The organism is Methanolacinia petrolearia DSM 11571, assembly GCF_000147875.1.
Classification (GTDB): domain Archaea; phylum Halobacteriota; class Methanomicrobia; order Methanomicrobiales; family Methanomicrobiaceae; genus Methanolacinia; species Methanolacinia petrolearia.
In genome coordinates, this window is the sequence record NC_014507.1 from 570,175 (window position 1) to 587,343 (window position 17,169).

At 47.2% G+C, this 17,169-nt stretch carries 19 protein-coding genes and 1 tRNA gene; 14 read left to right on the top strand and 6 right to left on the bottom strand.

Translation table 11 applies throughout. From position 1 onward, the window contains the following. Nucleotides 1-81: 81 nt before the first annotated feature. The 4 genes from MPET_RS02880 to MPET_RS02895 are packed head-to-tail and all read left to right on the top strand — an operon-like array spanning nucleotide 82 to nucleotide 2,835. Entirely contained in the window at nucleotides 82-963 is an 882-nt protein-coding gene (locus MPET_RS02880; protein WP_013328520.1) for a thiamine pyrophosphate-dependent enzyme, read from the top strand. Then, on the top strand, nucleotides 957-2,069 hold the full coding sequence (gene porA / locus MPET_RS02885; protein WP_013328521.1) for a 2-ketoisovalerate ferredoxin oxidoreductase subunit alpha: 1,113 nt from the start codon (nucleotides 957-959) through the stop codon (nucleotides 2,067-2,069). Before MPET_RS02880 ends, porA begins: the two co-directional genes overlap by 7 nt. Next, nucleotides 2,069-2,596, top strand: a complete 528-nt coding sequence (locus tag MPET_RS02890; RefSeq protein WP_013328522.1) for a 2-oxoacid:acceptor oxidoreductase family protein — start codon at nucleotides 2,069-2,071, stop codon at nucleotides 2,594-2,596. Before porA ends, MPET_RS02890 begins: the two co-directional genes overlap by 1 nt. Then, on the top strand, nucleotides 2,593-2,835 hold the full coding sequence (locus MPET_RS02895) for a 4Fe-4S binding protein (RefSeq protein ID WP_013328523.1): 243 nt from the start codon (nucleotides 2,593-2,595) through the stop codon (nucleotides 2,833-2,835). The genes MPET_RS02890 and MPET_RS02895 overlap by 4 nt, the downstream gene beginning before the upstream one ends. A gap of 53 nt (nucleotides 2,836-2,888) precedes the next feature. Here MPET_RS02895 and MPET_RS02900 read toward each other — a convergent pair whose 3' ends face one another. After that, on the bottom strand, nucleotides 2,889-3,326 hold the full coding sequence (locus tag MPET_RS02900; protein ID WP_013328524.1) for a winged helix-turn-helix transcriptional regulator: 438 nt from the start codon (nucleotides 3,324-3,326) through the stop codon (nucleotides 2,889-2,891). 127 nt (nucleotides 3,327-3,453) lie between these two features. Here MPET_RS02900 and MPET_RS02905 point away from each other — a divergent pair, with 127 nt between their 5' ends. From MPET_RS02905 to MPET_RS02915, 3 genes are all read left to right on the top strand, one after another. Beyond that, a complete protein-coding gene (locus tag MPET_RS02905) occupies nucleotides 3,454-5,196 on the top strand; it encodes an MFS transporter (protein WP_048130949.1) in 1,743 nt (580 codons plus the stop codon). Nucleotides 5,197-5,273: 77 nt separating this feature from the next. Continuing rightward, the gene (locus MPET_RS02910) at nucleotides 5,274-5,705 is read left to right on the top strand and encodes a universal stress protein (protein WP_013328526.1); all 432 of its coding nucleotides are present in this window, start codon (nucleotides 5,274-5,276) and stop codon (nucleotides 5,703-5,705) included. Between the two features lie 632 nt (nucleotides 5,706-6,337). Continuing rightward, nucleotides 6,338-7,021, top strand: coding sequence for a hypothetical protein (locus MPET_RS02915; protein WP_013328527.1), 684 nt, complete (start codon nucleotides 6,338-6,340; stop codon nucleotides 7,019-7,021). A gap of 367 nt (nucleotides 7,022-7,388) precedes the next feature. On the opposite strand, the gene MPET_RS02920 is transcribed toward MPET_RS02915, so the two are convergent. The 4 genes from MPET_RS02920 to MPET_RS02935 all read right to left on the bottom strand — a co-directional run bounded on the left by MPET_RS02920 (nucleotide 7,389) and on the right by MPET_RS02935 (nucleotide 8,777). Then, nucleotides 7,389-7,898 (bottom strand): hypothetical protein, encoded by a 510-nt coding sequence (locus MPET_RS02920; protein WP_013328528.1) that lies wholly within the window; start codon nucleotides 7,896-7,898, stop codon nucleotides 7,389-7,391. A 199-nt stretch (nucleotides 7,899-8,097) separates the two neighbouring features. Then, nucleotides 8,098-8,170, bottom strand: a tRNA-Asn gene (locus MPET_RS02925). Nucleotides 8,171-8,232: 62 nt separating this feature from the next. After that, nucleotides 8,233-8,526, bottom strand: a complete 294-nt coding sequence (locus tag MPET_RS02930; protein WP_013328529.1) for a hypothetical protein — start codon at nucleotides 8,524-8,526, stop codon at nucleotides 8,233-8,235. Nucleotides 8,527-8,549: 23 nt separating this feature from the next. Next, nucleotides 8,550-8,777, bottom strand: coding sequence for a hypothetical protein (locus tag MPET_RS02935; protein WP_013328530.1), 228 nt, complete (start codon nucleotides 8,775-8,777; stop codon nucleotides 8,550-8,552). Nucleotides 8,778-8,847: 70 nt separating this feature from the next. Between MPET_RS02935 and MPET_RS02940 the strand changes: the two genes are divergently transcribed. The 5 genes from MPET_RS02940 to MPET_RS02960 all read left to right on the top strand — a co-directional run bounded on the left by MPET_RS02940 (nucleotide 8,848) and on the right by MPET_RS02960 (nucleotide 13,290). After that, nucleotides 8,848-9,978 carry a M24 family metallopeptidase gene (locus tag MPET_RS02940; RefSeq protein ID WP_013328531.1) on the top strand — a complete coding sequence of 377 codons (1,131 nt, stop codon included), beginning with the start codon at nucleotides 8,848-8,850 and terminating at the stop codon, nucleotides 9,976-9,978. Next, the gene (map, locus tag MPET_RS02945) at nucleotides 9,975-10,853 is read left to right on the top strand and encodes a type II methionyl aminopeptidase (RefSeq protein ID WP_013328532.1); all 879 of its coding nucleotides are present in this window, start codon (nucleotides 9,975-9,977) and stop codon (nucleotides 10,851-10,853) included. Before MPET_RS02940 ends, map begins: the two co-directional genes overlap by 4 nt. Before the next feature lie 105 nt (nucleotides 10,854-10,958). Continuing rightward, entirely contained in the window at nucleotides 10,959-12,242 is a 1,284-nt protein-coding gene (locus MPET_RS02950; RefSeq protein WP_013328533.1) for an ATP-binding protein, read from the top strand. Beyond that, on the top strand, nucleotides 12,239-12,958 hold the full coding sequence (locus MPET_RS02955; RefSeq protein ID WP_013328534.1) for an MBL fold metallo-hydrolase: 720 nt from the start codon (nucleotides 12,239-12,241) through the stop codon (nucleotides 12,956-12,958). Before MPET_RS02950 ends, MPET_RS02955 begins: the two co-directional genes overlap by 4 nt. Before the next feature lie 62 nt (nucleotides 12,959-13,020). Further along, the gene (locus tag MPET_RS02960) at nucleotides 13,021-13,290 is read left to right on the top strand and encodes a DNA-directed RNA polymerase subunit L (protein WP_013328535.1); all 270 of its coding nucleotides are present in this window, start codon (nucleotides 13,021-13,023) and stop codon (nucleotides 13,288-13,290) included. Between the two features lie 22 nt (nucleotides 13,291-13,312). Here the strand turns inward: MPET_RS02960 and MPET_RS02965 are convergent, their stop codons facing one another. Next, the gene (locus tag MPET_RS02965; RefSeq protein ID WP_013328536.1) at nucleotides 13,313-13,930 is read right to left on the bottom strand and encodes a translation initiation factor IF-2 subunit beta; all 618 of its coding nucleotides are present in this window, start codon (nucleotides 13,928-13,930) and stop codon (nucleotides 13,313-13,315) included. 202 nt (nucleotides 13,931-14,132) lie between these two features. Between MPET_RS02965 and MPET_RS14370 the strand changes: the two genes are divergently transcribed. Together MPET_RS14370 and MPET_RS02975 are read left to right on the top strand one after the other, a co-directional pair. Then, nucleotides 14,133-16,670, top strand: a complete 2,538-nt coding sequence (locus MPET_RS14370) for a PAS domain-containing sensor histidine kinase (RefSeq protein WP_052297232.1) — start codon at nucleotides 14,133-14,135, stop codon at nucleotides 16,668-16,670. A 98-nt stretch (nucleotides 16,671-16,768) separates the two neighbouring features. After that, the gene (locus MPET_RS02975) at nucleotides 16,769-17,140 is read left to right on the top strand and encodes a response regulator (RefSeq protein WP_013328538.1); all 372 of its coding nucleotides are present in this window, start codon (nucleotides 16,769-16,771) and stop codon (nucleotides 17,138-17,140) included. The last annotated feature ends 29 nt before the right edge of the window (nucleotides 17,141-17,169 follow it).

Genomic DNA, 17,169 nt, shown 5'->3' on the forward strand with positions numbered 1-17,169 from the left:
ATGAATTATTTAACAGGGTGCTGATATCAAAAGCCAAAATATCATTATAAATAGTGACAGATTATTACAGAGGTTTTTTAATTGGCAGAGATACCGGATGATGAGTATATTTTAAAGACCACTTCCGCCTGTGCCGGGTGCAGTATCCCTCTCTGTCTCCGGTATATCACGAAGGCGGCCGGTCCCGATACGGTACTGGTGATTCCTGCATGCTGTACAAGCGTAATACAGGGTTTGTATCCTAACACCGCGGTTAACATTCCCGTATACAATGTTGCTTTCGCCTCGGCGGCCGCAGTTGCATCAGGTATGAGCGAGGCTTTCCGTGCAGCAGGAAAGAAAACAAACGTCATATGTTTTGCAGGAGACGGCGGAACTGTGGATATCGGTATCCAGGCCCTCTCCGGCGCCCTTGAGCGCGGAACGGATTTCTTATACGTGTGCTACGACAACGAGGCATACTCGAATACCGGTATGCAGAGGTCGGGTGCGACTCCGCTCGGTGCGGCAACGACAACGACACCGGCAGGAAAGAAAGAGTTCAAGAAGGATCTTGATGCGATTGTAAACGCACACAATCCGGTATATATGGCGACCGCGTGCAGTGCATATCCGCTCGACCTTTACAACAAGGTGGAAAAGGCACTCTCGATCACCGGTCCGAAGTTCATACACATTCTTGCACCATGTCCGCCGGGATGGAGATACCAGTCCGATAAGACGATCTCTGTCGGAAAACTTGCAGTGCAGTCGGGCATGTGGGTTCTCTATGAGCGTGAGAACGGAAAGATAAGCCTGACCGGGGCATCGAAGGCTGCTGCAAAGAAGAGAATCCCTGTGGAAGACTACCTTAAGGCACAGGGAAGATTCAAGACCGCCTCCAAAGAGGAGGTCTCCGAACTTCAGCAGGCGGTCGAAAATAATTTCAAAAGAATCGAAAAGGAGGTTGACGGGACATGCTGAACGTAGGGACAGGCAATAAGGCTGTTGCACTTGCTGTAAGGGATGCAAAACCGGGTGTCGTCGCCGCATACCCGATCACCCCTCAGACCGAGATAGTCGAGGAGATCGCAAACCAGGTGAGTTCCGGAAAACTGGGTGCGAGGTACATCCCCGTTGAGTCCGAGCACTCTGCAATGGCCGCCTGCATCGGTGTCGCTGCGACCGGCACGAGGACATTTACCGCAACAAGTTCGCACGGTCTTGTCTACATGTGCGAGATGCTCCACTGGGCGGCCGGTGCACGTCTCCCGATCGTTATGGCGAATGCGAACCGTGCTCTCGGTCCCGGCTGGAATATCGGCGCCGAACATTCCGATTCAATGTCCATGAGGGACTCAGGGTGGCTTCAGGTATACGCGTCGACGGTTCAGGAGGCATACGATGCGACGATTATCGCATTCAGGATTGCAGAGAATGAAAACGTCCTGCTCCCTGTGATGATCAACCTCGACGGTTTCCTCCTGACCCACATAACCCAGGGATTCGAGACGGTCGATCCCTCCGTGTTCCTGCCCCCCACGAACACCCCGCACGCGATCGATATCAATAATCCGGGCGGCTACGGGACGCTCACCGCAAATACCGATCACTACAAATTCCGCCATGACATCATGGTCGGAATGAAGAATTCCGTCGCAGTTATTGAAGACGCCCAGAAGGAGTTCGGGAAGCACTTCGGCAGAAAATACGAGATGTACGAGGAGTACATGACTGAAGATGCCGAAGTCCTTGTAATTGCGATGGGAACAATAGGCAAGGAGATGGAGGTCGCGATCGACAAACTTCGTGAAGAAGGAGTTAAGGCTGGTTCGCTCAGGGCTCGCTGGTTCAGGCCGTTCCCCGACCTGAGAGAAAAACTTGAAGGAAAGGAAGTCGTCGTAATCGACCGCGATTACTCGTTCGGCTTCGGCGGAATTCTTGCCAATGAACTCCGTGCGAAGACATGCTGCAACCCTTACAGCGTCATCGCCGGTCTCGGCGGCCAGGATGTCACGTATGACGATATCGCCGGATTCGTCAGGGACAGGAAACCCGGCGAAGAGTTCTGGTTCGGGGTGAGCGAATAATGTACGAGATAAGGCTTCATTCGAGGGGCGGCCAGGGCGGTGTGACCGCCGCGAAGATCCTTGCGCACGCCGCATTCCTCGACGGTAAATATGCAACCGCAACCCCGCTCTATGGTGCCGAGAGGCGCGGTGCACCCGTGGTTTCGTTCATCAGGATCGATGACAAGCCCATAAAGGTCTATTCGCAGGTAAGAAACCCCGATCTTGTAATAGTTCTCGATCCGGGCATCATGAACATGGTCGATGTTATGCAGGGCATCCATAAGGACGGCAAAGTCCTGATCAACAGTCCCCAAAAACCGGAGATGGGAGATCACAAGGTTTACAACATCGATCTTACCGGGATCGCTCTCTCTCTTGATCTCGTCGTGGCAGGAAATCCGATCCTCAACACCCCTCTTCTCGGGGCTCTTGCAAAGATCGGTCTTGTCTCACGTGAGTCGGTCAGGAAGGCGATATCCGAGGCGTTCTCGGACGAGAGGAACGGGACAGCCGCCCTTAAGGCGTACGAGGAGCTGGTAATATGAGTGCAAAGCTTGCAATATCGAGACCAAAAGAGGGAGCCGCAGGAAAGACCGGCACCTGGAGGACGTTTAAGCCCGTAGTCGACAGGGAGCTCTGCAACAAGTGCGGGAACTGCGAGAGGTTCTGCCCCGACGGAACTATTTCGAAGGAATTCGAGATCGATCTTGAGTTCTGCAAAGGCTGCGGAATCTGTGCCGATGTCTGCCCCAAGAAGGCCATAAAAATGGTCAGGGAAGAATAGGTAGAAAACATCCGGGAATTATAATTAATATTTTTTTCTGAAAGCTGTGACGGCTAATCCTGCTCTCCCAGCTGCTTCTCAATATCGTTGCGAATTTTTTGGATATCTTCTAAGAGCAGGCGGAGTTTTACAGGGTCATTCACCTTTTCCCTTGACAATCCTTCACCTACAACTTCGTCGTCGAGATACCTTATACCCCAGAATCCAAGTATCTTTAAAACGATAACCAGTTTATCACCCGCTTCCGTAAGCGAATATTCAACCTTCGGCGGGACTACGGCATAAACCGTTCTTGTAATGATGCCGTCACGTTCTAGTTCGCGAAGCTGTTTGACCAGCATCTTCTCGCTGATCGAGGGGAGTTTGTGCAATATCTCACTATAACGCAGTTTTCCGTCCCTTAATACAAGAACGATCAATAGTTTCCATTTTCCCCCGATTACATTGACTGCCGCTTCGACCCACGACCAGTACTCCTTGTTCTTTGCCATTTCTGACTTTCATTTTGGTTAGTATGTGATAAAATGGTGCGTATGGTGTATTAATCCGGAGAAGTCGATCTGTATAACGCATCCGGCTTGACAATCCGAAATGTCTGCCGGGCGGAAGGAATACAGGATGAATACAAAACCCACAAATAAGCAGCAAAACTCCTCCTATGCTGAAGGCGGTGGCGGCAGGGGTATACAATATAAATGGGTCGCACTCTCGAATACGACCATCGCAATGTTCATGGCAGCGGTAAACGGGAGCATCCTCCTGATCTCCCTGCCGGCGATCTTTAACGGCATCAATATAAATCCGCTTACTTCGTTCCAGTACCTTCTCTGGATCCTGATGGGATACGGTGTGGTGACGGCGACGCTGCTCCTTAGTTTCGGGCGTCTTTCCGATATGTACGGGCGTGTCAGGCTTTACAATATAGGCTTTGCAATTTTTACGGCAGGGTCGATTCTTTTGTTCTTTACACCCGATACCGGGGACGCCGGGGCGATTGAACTGATTGTATTCAGGCTGATCCAGGCGGTTGGTGCAGCTTTCATATTCTCAAACAGCGCCGCTATTCTCACCGATGCGTTTCCCCCCGACGAGCGCGGGAAAGCGCTTGGCCTCAACCAGGTAGCCGCTATCGCCGGCCAGTTTATCGGTCTCATAATCGGCGGGCTGCTGGCGGTGTTCAACTGGAGGTATGTCTTCCTGATAAGCGTGCCGTTCGGGGTGATCGGGACGATCTGGGCGTTTTTAAAACTAAAAGAGACCGACTGCCGGGAGAAGAGGCCCCAGAAGATCGATATATGGGGAAATCTGGTATTTATCGGCGGCCTTACCATATTCCTGATCGGCATAACCTACGCCCTGATACCGTATGGAACTTCGCCGATGGGCTGGGGAAGTCCGTTCGTGATCGCCTCGCTTGTCGCGGGCTTCCTGCTGCTTGTCGCATTTCCGTTTATCGAGATGAAGGTGGAAGATCCGATGTTCAGGATGGATCTGTTCAGGGTCAGGAATTTTGCATTCGGCAATGCGGCCGGATTCCTTTCAGCTCTTGCCCGCGGAGGGGTCATGATAATCCTGATCCTGCTTCTACAGGGTATATGGCTGCCCCTGCACGGCTATAGTTTCGAATCGACTCCCTTCTGGGCGGGAATATATATGCTTCCGCTTACGATCGGATTTGTTGTGATGGGACCTATCTCCGGCATTCTCTCCGACAGGTACGGTGCACGCTGGCTGAGTACTGCGGGAATGGTTCTGGTCGGGATTTCGTTCCTGGTTCTTGCGGTACTGCCGTATGACTTCGATTACCTGCCCTTTGCGCTGGCTCTCCTTATCATGGGTCTTGGGAACGGACTGTTCGCATCCCCCAATTCGGCAGCCATCATGAATTCAGTCGGTCCCGGCGAACGAGGTGTCGCTTCCGGAATGATGGCGACACTGATGAATTCGGGTTTCGTTCTTTCGATGGGGATGTTCTTTACGATCATAGTGGTAGAGCTTACCGATGCGTTTCCCCCTGTGCTGGTTTCCGCTCTTACAGCCGCCAATGCGACATCCCTTATTGCGGATATGAGTGTGATACCCCCTACAGGAGCCCTTTTCGCTGCGTTCCTGGGATATAATCCGGTGGAGATGATCATAGACGGGTTATCGCCTGCACTGATTGCAAACATAGCGCCTGCAACGATTGCCACCCTGACAAATACGGTCTGGTTCCCGACGACTCTCGCGGAGGCTTTCATGCCGTCGCTGGGGCTTTCGTTCTACATCGGCGCCGGCCTTTCATTTGTCGCTGCGATCCTGTGTGCTATGAGAGGGAACAAATACATCGAGGAGCTCGACAACGCTCCGGGGAAAAACTGATTGTCTTCAATCCGCAAGGCGTATCTGATGAGGAGATAAATCAGGATTAAGATCGGGTGAATGAAGGAGATATAGAAATGGCAGTTAAGTTGTTTGGCAAAGTTCTGATTGCAACGGACGGTTCGGAGAACAACAGGAGTGCTCTTGAGGAGGGCATAAAAGTCGTCCGTGAATGCGGGGGTGCCGGTTACGCGGTTTATGTCATCGACTCCCGCACGTTATCCACGTCCTCGGCCGAGATCCCGGTCGGCGACGCCTGCGAGGTTTCGATGGAAGAGGCGAAGAAGGCGTTCGATCTCCTGAAGTCCATGTCGGGAGATGTTAAGTTTGAGACGAAGATCCTTGACGGACGACCGGGAATGGAGATCGTGAAGTTTGCCGAAAAAGAAGGAATAGACCTGATTGTTATCGGCACAAAGGGAAAGAAGGGGCTTGAGCGGCTGCTTTTGGGAAGCGTTGCGGAAGAAGTGATCCGCTCTGCGACCTGCAAAGTGCTTGTCGTGAAGTGATTTTTTCTTTTTTTTTCTGTGTTTAAAGTTTGCACAAGGCTGCACACAATTTGCAAAAAGTTTTGCAAATTAAAAAAACCGAAATTTTAAGATATTTTTCTAATTATTGTACATATAATAATTTTTATAATTATTATTACTCTAGTTTGCACAAAAATACCGGTACACACACAGGACGTTCTTTGCATCGGTCCTGCTGTCGGCTTCTGTGCTGTCTCTTTTTTTTGCAAACGAAATGATATAAAGCAGATATGTGAGTAGTTCTTCGAAAAAACTCTTTATTGCAGTTATTTTGTTTGCAAAACCTTTGTGCAAAGTTTGTGCAAACGTGTGCAAAGTTGCAAACTACTTCAGAAATTGCGAGGCGGGAATCCTGGTCAGGACCATCCGGACAGTTGTATCTTCGCACCATTTTACAATTGTCAGATTTGTGGTAACATAAAATTAAGTTCCTGTATGATCGATCTTTCAGTCGCTATTTTCGTAGAGGGTTTCTATAAAGCCTAAATTAAATACAAACTGTTTTTCCGGTGAAATATCTCTATGATATCTTTTTGATAGCCGGGGAATGATTTTGCAGATCGATCAGAACTGATAATTATTATAATATCATTCATTGTTTTGTTTGAAATATGAGATGTAAGACCTTCGGAAAGTTCCTTTGTCTGGTGATTGTGCTGTTATTAGTTATGCCTGTTGCAGGAGCGTCCGGCGACGTTCAAAACGAGTCAAAACTTGTTGAAAGTGCGGATGATCTGTTTCACTATATACTCGACCTTTCGTTCAGGGTCCTGACTGGGGAGATTGGCGAACTCTCACCCGACGATACATTCAGACAGGACTGGGAAGACAATACAGAAGGATTCGAAGCGGGATTAGGTTCTGAAGGATGCTCCTCTTTTGTTGACGAATATGTTGAATCAGCACAGTCCTCATATTATACAGGATATGATGCCCTTAATGCCGGAATAATTCAGCTTCTTGGTTTTCATGATTCTCCGACGGAAAACCAGGAGAAACTGGTAAACTCCTATCTCGACCAGGCGGAGCAGGGCTTCCTTGATGCCGAAGATTATTACGATCGTGCAAGGGAAGGGTGCGGCGTCACATCGTCGAATCTTTTTACATTCAATATGGTCGAAAATAAGCTTGAAACGATTATCGACGACTTTTATTATATCAAAATTAATGCCCTTTATGCAATTGAATGGGGAAATTCAAATGACTGGGACTCATATGACAAATGCATTGAAGATATTACTGTAAAACTGAAGTCTCTTAAAAGGCTCGATAACGAGATTCGGGTATTGTTCTGAAGATTATGAGGCTTTAAGGGCATAAGCCCCTCCGGGGCAGCCCGGGCTCAGTTCGCTGCGCGAACTTTCGCAATTGCGAAAATCCGGCCTGGACGCTACCCTTTCGGGTAGCCTCGGCCGGGGAGAATAATTAGATGAAGGAGCAAAAGGGGATGCTCGTCCATCCCCTTTGCGACGTATCGCGATCAGGGGGAGGGCTATAGGGAGGGGGACTTGTTCCCCCTCCCTTGAATAATAATTTTTTTGGTGAAGAGCAATCAAATTTTATAACAGCAATCTCGACGAACAGGTGGACGCTACAGCCTATGCGTACATCATGCTTCCGGACTTGAATAGTATCGAAAAGGGAGTAATAAGGCCAGGGATTTCACTTGATTTTTTTGAATTCTTCATACACCAACTCAATTAAAGAATTCATTTTATTGATATTCTCTTCAAATAAAGGTTTAATATCGTAACTAATTACAGAACCACTCCTTTCTATCTCAATTGAAGATTTAAAAATGTTCACGCTTGCTCTAAATGCTCTTACCCACTCATCAAATTTGTCGGTATCATCCCTAAAATAAATTAATTCTCTTGTTACTTTATCAAATTCGTATGCAGTAATGAAAAAATCAGTTAATTCAATTATTGTATAAAATTCGAATAATTCATTTTTTTTAGTTATTTTTTCAGTTTTTGCAAGCGAGTCTGATAAAACATGAATGTTATTCCAAATATTTTTTATTTCTCGTTCAATTTTTTTCATTAGAATGTTGCATTCTTTTCTCTCTTTTTCTGTTTCTCTCTTTTTTGCTTGTTTATCAGCTATGAAAGTCCCTAGAAGAGTTCCCAATATTCCAAAACCCCCTGCAGCAATAATCTCAAGACACATATATCAAAATCCAACTTTCCTTTTTAAAACCATTCCTTAATATCCGAAAGACAGGAGAGTCGTTTTTCTCGGTACATTACTTTGATATTGAGGGACCTCTATATGCGTCTAAAGACAACTGCTCTAAAGCGACTAATATGTTTTATTGAGACAATAAAATCGTTTGAAACAATAAGGGAGTAAAAACAAAAAAACGAAACGCCCCCAACAGGACTCGAACCTGTGACATTCTGGTTAACAGCCAGACACTCTACCAACTGAGTTATGGAGGCAGTACTTGCACTGTTCAACGTGCCTATAGATGTTGATTTTTCCGTTATTAAATATTATGGATTTAACTTTCAGTTGCAGCCTTAATCTTTTTAAGGAGAGCAATTATTTCGTCGGTTTGTGCGTCGAGATTCTCCATAAGTTCGGCGGCCTTCGGGGTCGCGACAGCTCCCGCCGGGGACGCCTGGATGTATCCCAGCTGTTCCAGAACCTTTAGGGAGTATCTTATCTTATGGGAGGGGATCTTCGTTATCTCCGATAGTTTAAGGATGCCGATCGGCTGGTGCTCCGAGACTATCTTTATCACCTGTATATGCCTCAGGACGATCTCGGTCTCCGTCTTAAGTTTGTTCAGCAAACGAATAACCCCCTATAAAAAATTTACTCCTGTTTCATAAGCCACGCCTTATCTCTTTTATAGTGGCTCCTGAATAATACGGCCATAACCGCCGCCACGATAAGGCACAATACTCCTATTGCAATGCTATAAAATGGGATCAGCCCGAAAAAGGCCAGGATGGCGACTGCAACAAGTATGACGATAACATTCAGCATAATCGTCAGTTTCGCGAACTTCATCTTGAATATTTTTTCCGCAGATGGATTCATTTCATTATGTTGTTGGACACCATCTCGTAAAATTACTTGTGTATCAAAGGTGAAGTATTCAGGGAACAATATGGAAGACCCAATCGACAAAGCACTTGAAAGGGCCGGCATGGCGGCATATCTCGCTTATGCCGATTCTTCCAACCCGGATATGATGTATCTTACGGAATTTCAGGTAAACGACCCGCTTGTATATCTTAAAAAACGTGGAGAGGGAGGCATTCTTATCGTCCCGCAGATGGAGTACGACCGCGCTCTACAGGAATCCCGTTGCGAAGTGATAAACCGCGGAGATGCCGGATTTTTCGACGACCTCGAAAAGCACAAGGACGGACTTTCGGCGATGGCGTCGATGGTGTCCCGCCTTGCGGGAGACGGCATTCTCTTATCGCCGGATGTCCCCGTATCCTTTGCAAAAAAGATCGAAACCTTCTGCAGGACTGCCGTTGACGAGGGAACGGTCTCCGGGATGAGATCCGTGAAGACCCTGGCCCAGGCGGACAACATCAGGAATGTCCAGAAGACAACCGAAGAAGCGATGGACCTTGCCATCTCGCTGATAAGAGGTGCGGACTGCAGAGACGGCGAACTGTATCTCAGGGGCGAACCCCTGACTTCCGATTACATAAGAAACGAGATGCACTGCTTCTTCTTAAGGAGAGGGCTTGCCGCAAGCGATACCATAGTATCCTGCGGGAAGGAGACCGCAATCCCGCACTGCATCGGCAGCGGTGTAATACTCGAAAACGAGCCCGTTGTCATAGACGTATTCCCTTGTGACTCGAAGAGCGGCTATTATTCGGATATGACGAGGACGGTGGTAAGAGGAGAACCCGATCCCGAGATCGAGGCGATGTATTCATGCGTCAGGGACGCAAAAATACATGCAAAAGGAATGATTGCCGAAGGACGGACCGGAAAAGAGATCCACGAATATGTAGTGAACTTTTTCGACGAGAACGGCTATACTTCAGGGAAGGAAGGCTTCATCCACAGTCTCGGCCACGGGGTGGGGCTTGCAGTTCATGAAGGGCCGTCACTCTCACCTTCCGGGGGAAAACTCGTCGAAGGAAATATCGTAACCGTGGAGCCCGGCCTCTACTATAAAAAGATCGGCGGGGTAAGGCTGGAAGACATAGGAATGGTTACAAAGACCGGATTTGATTGCTTTACAGATTATCCGGAGGATATCAGAATATGATCGATGATGAAATATTAAATAAATATCTTGAAGCAGGAAAGATAGCGAAAGAATGCAGGGAATTTGCAGCCGGTAAAGTAAAGGCCGGGGCAAAGATCCTTGATGTTGTCGTCGAGAGCGAGCAGAAGATACTGTCAATGGGTGCCGGAATTGCATTCCCCCTGAATATCTCCCTCAACGAGGCCGCCGCTCACGATACCGCCTCTCCCGGTGACGAACGGGTCTTTAAGGCCGGTGATGTAGTCAAGGTTGATCTTGGAGTCCACATAGACGGGTACATCGCCGATACAGCGGTCACCGTCGATCTTGGGAAGAACGATCTTCTGGTGGAGGCCTCGAAGGCCGCGCTTCATGCGGCAATCGATATGGTCCGTCCGGGAGTAAGAACAGGGCAGATCGGTGCAGCAGTCCAGGCAGAGATCGAGAGCCGCGGGTACCGCCCGGTGGCAAACCTTACAGGCCACGGACTTGGCCAGTACCTGCTCCACGGGATTCCGACGATCCCCAATGTCGGTATGCAGGGCGGGACGGAACTCGAGGAAGGTATGGTCTTTGCAATCGAACCCTTTGCATCCACAGGCTCTGGGATTGTCTCGGATGCATCCCGGACCGAGATCTACAGCCAGATATCTTCGCGTCAGATAAGGCTTCCTTCCGCAAGAAAGCTCATGAAAATAGTTGCCGAACGAAACAGTCTCCCGTTCTCCAGGCACTGGTATTACGAAGAGAAATCCGATCTTGCAATTGCCCAGTTGGTGAAGCAGAATATCCTCAGGGGTTATCCTGTACTTCATGACGTGCCAGGATCGCTTGTATCTCAGGCCGAGCATACGATGATCGTTACGGATGACGGGTGCATTGTAACGACTGTTTAATATTGTATTACAACGAATAATATTAAATTATTTTTTCAGTTTTCTGGATAATATAGCGTGAGATAATATTATCCCGTTTGAGCGGTAAAATATGATGTTGTACATATGAATGCCGACGACAAGGAACTGGCGATCGATATTCTTGAGTTTCTCATAACCGCGGATATTATCAATAAAAATGAAGAGCTCACGAAACTCGACCTGCCCAAAAAATACTGGAAATTTTTCGGCACCGGCGATTACAATACAGATATTGACAGGCCAATAACAATCGGAGAGTCCCTCATCAGCAAGGTTTCCATTGCTGACAATGCAATAGAAATTGTCAAACAGAACCCCTTTGTCAAGTTCGATGAATTCGGGAAGAGGTTCGGAATCACCACCCTTGACGCCGCAGCGGCATGGTTCCTCCGCCAGGCCGGGAAAGAGCGGATAATGAGAAATCCTGTTCTTGCCAGGTATTATGAGAAGGCCGGAGATGCCGGTATATCCTACAAAGAATCCCTCGAGATTGTTCCACGGTTCATCGATTCGAAGGAGTACCTTGAGGCGAAGGTAAACCACATCATAGGTGACGACGAGGAGCTCAAGGCGGCACGCGGGCTTATCATAATCAGTTCTCCCGAAGAGATCGAATATTCGCTCGACGATCTGGTCTGCACTCCCAAACAGGAAGAGGGAATAAAAAAGATCGAGATCGCCCTGAAAAACAGGGAGTTCCTTAAGGAAAGAAGAATATTCGAGTTCGGAAAACTTCTCTTCGTCGGTCCGCCGGGAACAGGAAAGACATCGCTGGCTCTTGCAATGTCGAAGGCGCTTAAGATGCCGCTGCTCGAGGTCCGGCTTGCAATGGTGACATCGCAGTACCTCGGCGAGACTTCGAAGAATATCGATCGTATATTCGATATTGCAAGGAGACTTTCGCCGTGCATACTGTTTATCGACGAGTTCGATTTCGTTGCCAAGAGCCGCGTGACCGAGGACAACGGTGCCATGAAGCGTGCGGTCAATATGCTCCTTAAAAACATAGATACGGTCAGCTTCGTCAGGAACGGCGTGGTCCTGATAGGTGCGACGAATCACCCGGCCCTCCTCGACGAGGCCGCCTGGAGACGTTTTGACGATGTCATCGAGTTCCCGCTTCCTGATTACGAGATGAGGGTGGAGATCCTGAAAAAGATCACGAGCACTCTTGACTGTACTTGTGATTTTGAGGAGCTTGCAGCGGAGACCGAAGGTTTTTCAGGTGCCGATCTCAGGATAATGATAAAGGAGTCCATAATCTCTGCTCTTATGAGGGACAGCTTCGAGCTTTCCGAATTCGATGTCGAGCAGGGTATGGGCAGCGTCCGTGAAAGGGACACGATTCGCCAGAGCGCCTCGATATGAAGATAACAATTCTCGGTACCGGCGATACTGTCGGAACCCCGCGTGTGGGGTGCGACTGCGGGGTCTGCACCCTTGCAACCGAAGAAGGCCGATCACGTCTAAGGACGTCTTTCTTGATCGAAAATGAGGGAAATAATATACTCATAGATACATCCCCGGATTTGAAGGAGCAGCTGATCCGGACCGGTGCACCGAAAATAGGCGCTGTCCTTTGGACACATGCACATTACGATCATATCGCGGGATTCAACGAGTTCTACAGGGTGCAGGACTTCCCGCCTGCATATACGCCTGAAAAAGTGATGAATGATATATCAGGCTTCTTTCATTTTTTGAGATTTAAGAAAAACATCGTCGAACCGTATGAGCCTTTAATCCTTTTCGGAATGGAGATCACGTTCGTTACAGTCAATCACCCCCCAATAGACACCTATGGGATTGTAATCCGGTACAACGGAAAAAAGATCGGTTACACTTCAGATACGAACCCGAACATTCCTGAAAGGACGGTGGAGGAGCTGATGAACTGCGATCTCCTTTTCTTAGACGCCCTGATGCTCCCTGACGTTCACATAGGAAAGCACATGAATATAGCCGAAGCAGAAGACCTTGCACAAAAACTCTCGCCGAAAGAGTACTATTTTGTCCACATGAGCCACAGGATTCCTATGTCATACCCGCACGCCGCCACGGATTTTATGACATTCGAGTTCTGATTTTTGTGGCTGATTCGACCAATACTTATATACTCGTATAAAATCCAAGAATATGGGTACCTATGGAGATAAAAGTAATAGAACTAAAGGACGATCTCGCACGCATAATGTTTGTCGGGGAAGGGCATACCTTCATGAATGTACTTGTGGATGAGATTCTGAAGAATCCCGAAGTCGATGTCGCAAACTACAGCAGTGAATTCCATTTTACAGATCCTGTACTTCTTGTAACTACAAAGAATGGTAAAAACCCGCTCGATGCAATTCGTGAAGCGGCATCTGCAATTTCCGGCAATTGTACGGGGCTTATAGAGATTCTTAACAATTCCTGAATAAAAAAGAATATAAAAAATATTATTTTCTGATTGGTTCCGTAAAGGCGATAGTGCCTGCAACTCTTGTTATCTTCACCCTGACCTTCTGGCCCGGTTTCGTATTTGCAACGTAAAGCGTATATTTGCCAACCTTTGCAACGCCGTCTCCTCTTTTGGAGAGGAACTGGATCTCGGCATCGATCTCTTTTCCTTCCTCGACAAGATTTGCGGTTGCGTCTCCCCTGGCTCTCCTCTTTCTTACAGGTCTGTGCCCTCCGCATGCATCGCACCTGAGCATCATGATCCTTCCGTCTTTCACGAGCCTAGTATCGGGTTTCCCGCACTCGGAACAGATCACGTAATCTTCGGTATACTTATTCACAAGATCTGCAATAAGATCGCGATCAAATTTTCCGTTGAATATAGCACGATTCCCGTCTATTTTTCCGGCCGTTCCAAGCTCTCCAAGCAGGTATTTCATAACATGGTCGGGCTCTCTTCTGAGGGTGGAGACGATATCGGAGAAATTTTCAAGAACTGTTGTCTTCCCCTCAATATACACCCTGGCTTCGGGTACCTGAAAGCGTCCCTCATCACCGGAAGTCTCCGTGATGTTGCTGTATGCCTTTTTTAAAAGGGCTTCATAAGGGTCTGTCATGTCTAATAATATTGATGCTTTAATTAGATATAACTCACTTTGCTGACCCTCGCCCAGTCAAAGAATAAAAATCCGAATATGCAAAAGATTGATTATCACTCCTGAACTCCGTTTAGATAGGGGAAACAAAACATGTACTTTTAATGGTAAAAAGGAACAATACATCCAATAGTTACCTGGGGAGGAATTATTTTTGAAGGTGATGCAGCCGTTTTTGGAAATAATCGGTGAAGAATCCGGTAAAAAGGATGTTTCTTATCTGGCTATGATCGGGCTTGTCATTTTCATGGTCGTGCTCTCAGAGACTGCTCTGGTCTTTACAACCAGCGGTTTTTTTCTCCTTTTGTCCAATCTCTTCTATTTTCCGCTGATCTTCATAAACATGAAATGCTATGAACGGGGTCTTACAGTCAACTCTTCTTTGGGTGCAGTATATTTTATAATATCCCTGTTTCTGGTTCATTTCGATGTTGTAGATATCCTGATTGCATTCTCTATGACAGTGACATATGTTGCTGTCGGGATCAGCATAGCAATGATCTCAAAGACAAACAACGAGAATAAAAATATCCTGATCGGCAGCATCAGTAATTATGAAAATTTCTTCGAGGAGATCCAGGACGCAATTCTTGTCTACAATTCTTCAGGGGATATTCTCGGCGTAAACAATGCTGCATCAAGATTATTCGGCCTGGAGAAGAAGTACCTTACTTTTCTGAAAATTGAGGACCTGGGGAATTTCATTGAAAAGGATGATCTGAAAAAGGCGTTCTATGATATCAGCCCCTCCAAAAGCGGTTTTACGGATACCCGGCTGAAACAACAGGATGGGAATACAATCTATGTCGAAATCCTCTCGAGCGTTGTAGATCCGTCAAAAGGCATTATGAGGGCTTATATCCGGGATGTCACCTCAAGAGTTGTCGCAGAGGAGAAGATCCATGATAGCGAAGCGCGGTACCGGCACCTCACAAATCAACTGCCAGAGATGATATTCGAGCTGGATATTGACGGAAATTTCACATTTTCAACACGTTATTCAATCAATCTTGCCGGAAAAACACCTGAAGAACTTACAGATGGGATGAAGTTCTGGGACATTCTGGTTGAAGACGACAGGGATCGTGCCCGTAAAAATCTGGAATGGTTCTATAAAGGGATGTTCCTGGGCGCAGTGGAATACAGACTGGCTAAACCCGACGGTGCGGTTATTCCTGTTATGGTTCATTTCAGTTATGATTTTGACGACAACAGTGCGGTGCAGGGGATCAGAGGCCTTGCTATGGATATAAGCCAGAGGAAAAGGATGGAGATGGCCCTGCGCCGAAACGAAAAAAAATTCAGAAGTCTGTTTGAGAATTCAAATGACGCTGTTATAATATTCGACAGGGACGGCTATATAATCGATATAAATACACGTCTTTGTCTTATGTTGGGCATAAGGAGGGATGAGGCGGTTTCCCAGACCCTTGAGTCCCGTTTTCCCGTGCCAGAATGGGGTAAAATATCACAGATGTACGAAAATTCATCATCCGAAGGTGTATGTTTCGAGTCCCGGATGCAGAATAAGGAAGGATCGTTCATCGATGTTGAGATAAGTTCCGGGATAATCGATCCCGGAGAAGGTCTCTACCAGGCGATCCTAAGGGATATATCCGAAAGAAAGCGTGCAGAAGCTGAGCTCGCCCTCAGCAGAGGCAGACTCAACCTGGCAATAGAGGGTGCCGGAATGTGTGTCTGGGACTGGGATCTTGAGAAGGACGAGATGGTCTTCGAAGGCAAGTATGAAGAGATGTTTGGCCTTTTGGACGGGAATGAGAATAGTCACGGTGCTATATGGAGGGAAATCCTCCAGGAAGAGTTCTATACTAAAATTATGGATCTGTATTCAACCTGCAATGATCCCGAGAGATCAGATCCGAAAACCGCACAATTTGAATCCGAATATAAATTCAGGACATCTGCAGGCACATATAAATGGATAACAGTTCTCGGCAAAGTTGTGAAATGTAGTTCAGACGGGAATCCTGTCCGAATAACCGGTATAATGCAGGATGTGTCCGATAAAAGAAGGTCGCAGAATGCATTGTCTGAAGCAAATAAAAAACTCAATCTTCTCTCCAGCATAACCCGGCATGATATACTGAACCAGATCGCCGGCGTCAGGGGATTTACCGATATCCTGAGCAAAAGGCTTCCTGAGAAAAACTCAGAACTCCTGCATTATCTTGATATGATAAAGAGGGCCACATCCAATATCCAGGAACAGATTACTTTTACAAAGGATTACCAGAATATCGGCGTAGAAAGTCCTGCCTGGCAGAATCTTGAAAAGGTTATAGAATCTTCACGCTCAAAAGCCCAACTCAGGGATGTCGCGTTCTTCAATGAATGTCATGGCCTTGAGATATATGCGGACCCGATGATTGAAAAGATCTTCTTCAACCTGCTGGATAATGCCATCCGCCACGGCGGCAGTGTAACCGAGATTGATGTGAAATGCAGAAAAAGCAGGAATTTCCTGTTCATCGTTGTTCGTGACAACGGGACTGGTGTACCCGGCGAGCTTAAGGAAAAGATCTTCGATCACGGATATGGCAGCAATACAGGACTCGGGTTGTTTCTCGTAAGGGAGATTCTCGGAATTACGGGTATGGAGATAAAGGAGGTGGGTGAACCCGGAAACGGTGCGGTATTCGAGATAAAAATACCCGCCGATCATTACAGGCAGATCGGGTAGAGAGAACCTGAATGCCGAAATGGAATAAATAGGAAACAAATTTTAACTTTCGGGTAGACAGCCTATCTGTTAATAATATTTCAATGAGGGATTGGCAAATGCACGATAAAAAAATTCTCGTTGTTGAAGATGATGCGATAATTTCCGAACTCATAATGTGGCGGCTGAAGGATCTCGGCTATGCCAACTGCAAATTTGTTTCTTCAGGAGAAGCAGCTGTTGAGGAAGCCAGGATGATGTCTCCGGATCTTATTTTAATGGACGTTACGCTTGACGGCGATCTCGACGGCATCGATGCGATAAAAGAGATCAAGAAGTTTATGCCCGGAGTGCCTTTTGTATATCTGAGCTCGCATATGGAGAACGATATAATCGAGCGTGCTCTTGAAACGAAGCCTTCAGGTTATATAGCAAAACCTTTTGAGGACTTTGAACTCAGAATGGGAATTGAAATTGCTCTCATGAAATAATATACCAAAATCGAATTTTTACATGAAAA

Excerpts from the sequence above, each read along its gene's own strand:
- porA (WP_013328521.1), top strand. The coding sequence starts at position 957 with ATGCTGAACGTAGGGACAGGCAATAAGGCTGTTGCACTTGCTGTAAGG.
- MPET_RS02890 (WP_013328522.1), top strand. The coding sequence starts at position 2,069 with ATGTACGAGATAAGGCTTCATTCGAGGGGCGGCCAGGGCGGTGTGACC.
- MPET_RS02895 (WP_013328523.1), top strand. The coding sequence starts at position 2,593 with ATGAGTGCAAAGCTTGCAATATCGAGACCAAAAGAGGGAGCCGCAGGA.
- MPET_RS02900 (WP_013328524.1), bottom strand. The coding sequence starts at position 3,326 with ATGGCAAAGAACAAGGAGTACTGGTCGTGGGTCGAAGCGGCAGTCAAT.
- MPET_RS02905 (WP_048130949.1), top strand. The coding sequence starts at position 3,454 with ATGAATACAAAACCCACAAATAAGCAGCAAAACTCCTCCTATGCTGAA.
- MPET_RS02910 (WP_013328526.1), top strand. The coding sequence starts at position 5,274 with ATGGCAGTTAAGTTGTTTGGCAAAGTTCTGATTGCAACGGACGGTTCG.
- MPET_RS02915 (WP_013328527.1), top strand. The coding sequence starts at position 6,338 with ATGAGATGTAAGACCTTCGGAAAGTTCCTTTGTCTGGTGATTGTGCTG.
- MPET_RS02920 (WP_013328528.1), bottom strand. The coding sequence starts at position 7,898 with ATGTGTCTTGAGATTATTGCTGCAGGGGGTTTTGGAATATTGGGAACT.
- MPET_RS02935 (WP_013328530.1), bottom strand. The coding sequence starts at position 8,777 with ATGAATCCATCTGCGGAAAAAATATTCAAGATGAAGTTCGCGAAACTG.
- MPET_RS02940 (WP_013328531.1), top strand. The coding sequence starts at position 8,848 with ATGGAAGACCCAATCGACAAAGCACTTGAAAGGGCCGGCATGGCGGCA.
- map (WP_013328532.1), top strand. The coding sequence starts at position 9,975 with ATGATCGATGATGAAATATTAAATAAATATCTTGAAGCAGGAAAGATA.
- MPET_RS02950 (WP_013328533.1), top strand. The coding sequence starts at position 10,959 with ATGAATGCCGACGACAAGGAACTGGCGATCGATATTCTTGAGTTTCTC.
- MPET_RS02955 (WP_013328534.1), top strand. The coding sequence starts at position 12,239 with ATGAAGATAACAATTCTCGGTACCGGCGATACTGTCGGAACCCCGCGT.
- MPET_RS02960 (WP_013328535.1), top strand. The coding sequence starts at position 13,021 with ATGGAGATAAAAGTAATAGAACTAAAGGACGATCTCGCACGCATAATG.
- MPET_RS02965 (WP_013328536.1), bottom strand. The coding sequence starts at position 13,930 with ATGACAGACCCTTATGAAGCCCTTTTAAAAAAGGCATACAGCAACATC.
- MPET_RS14370 (WP_052297232.1), top strand. The coding sequence starts at position 14,133 with ATGCAGCCGTTTTTGGAAATAATCGGTGAAGAATCCGGTAAAAAGGAT.
- MPET_RS02975 (WP_013328538.1), top strand. The coding sequence starts at position 16,769 with ATGCACGATAAAAAAATTCTCGTTGTTGAAGATGATGCGATAATTTCC.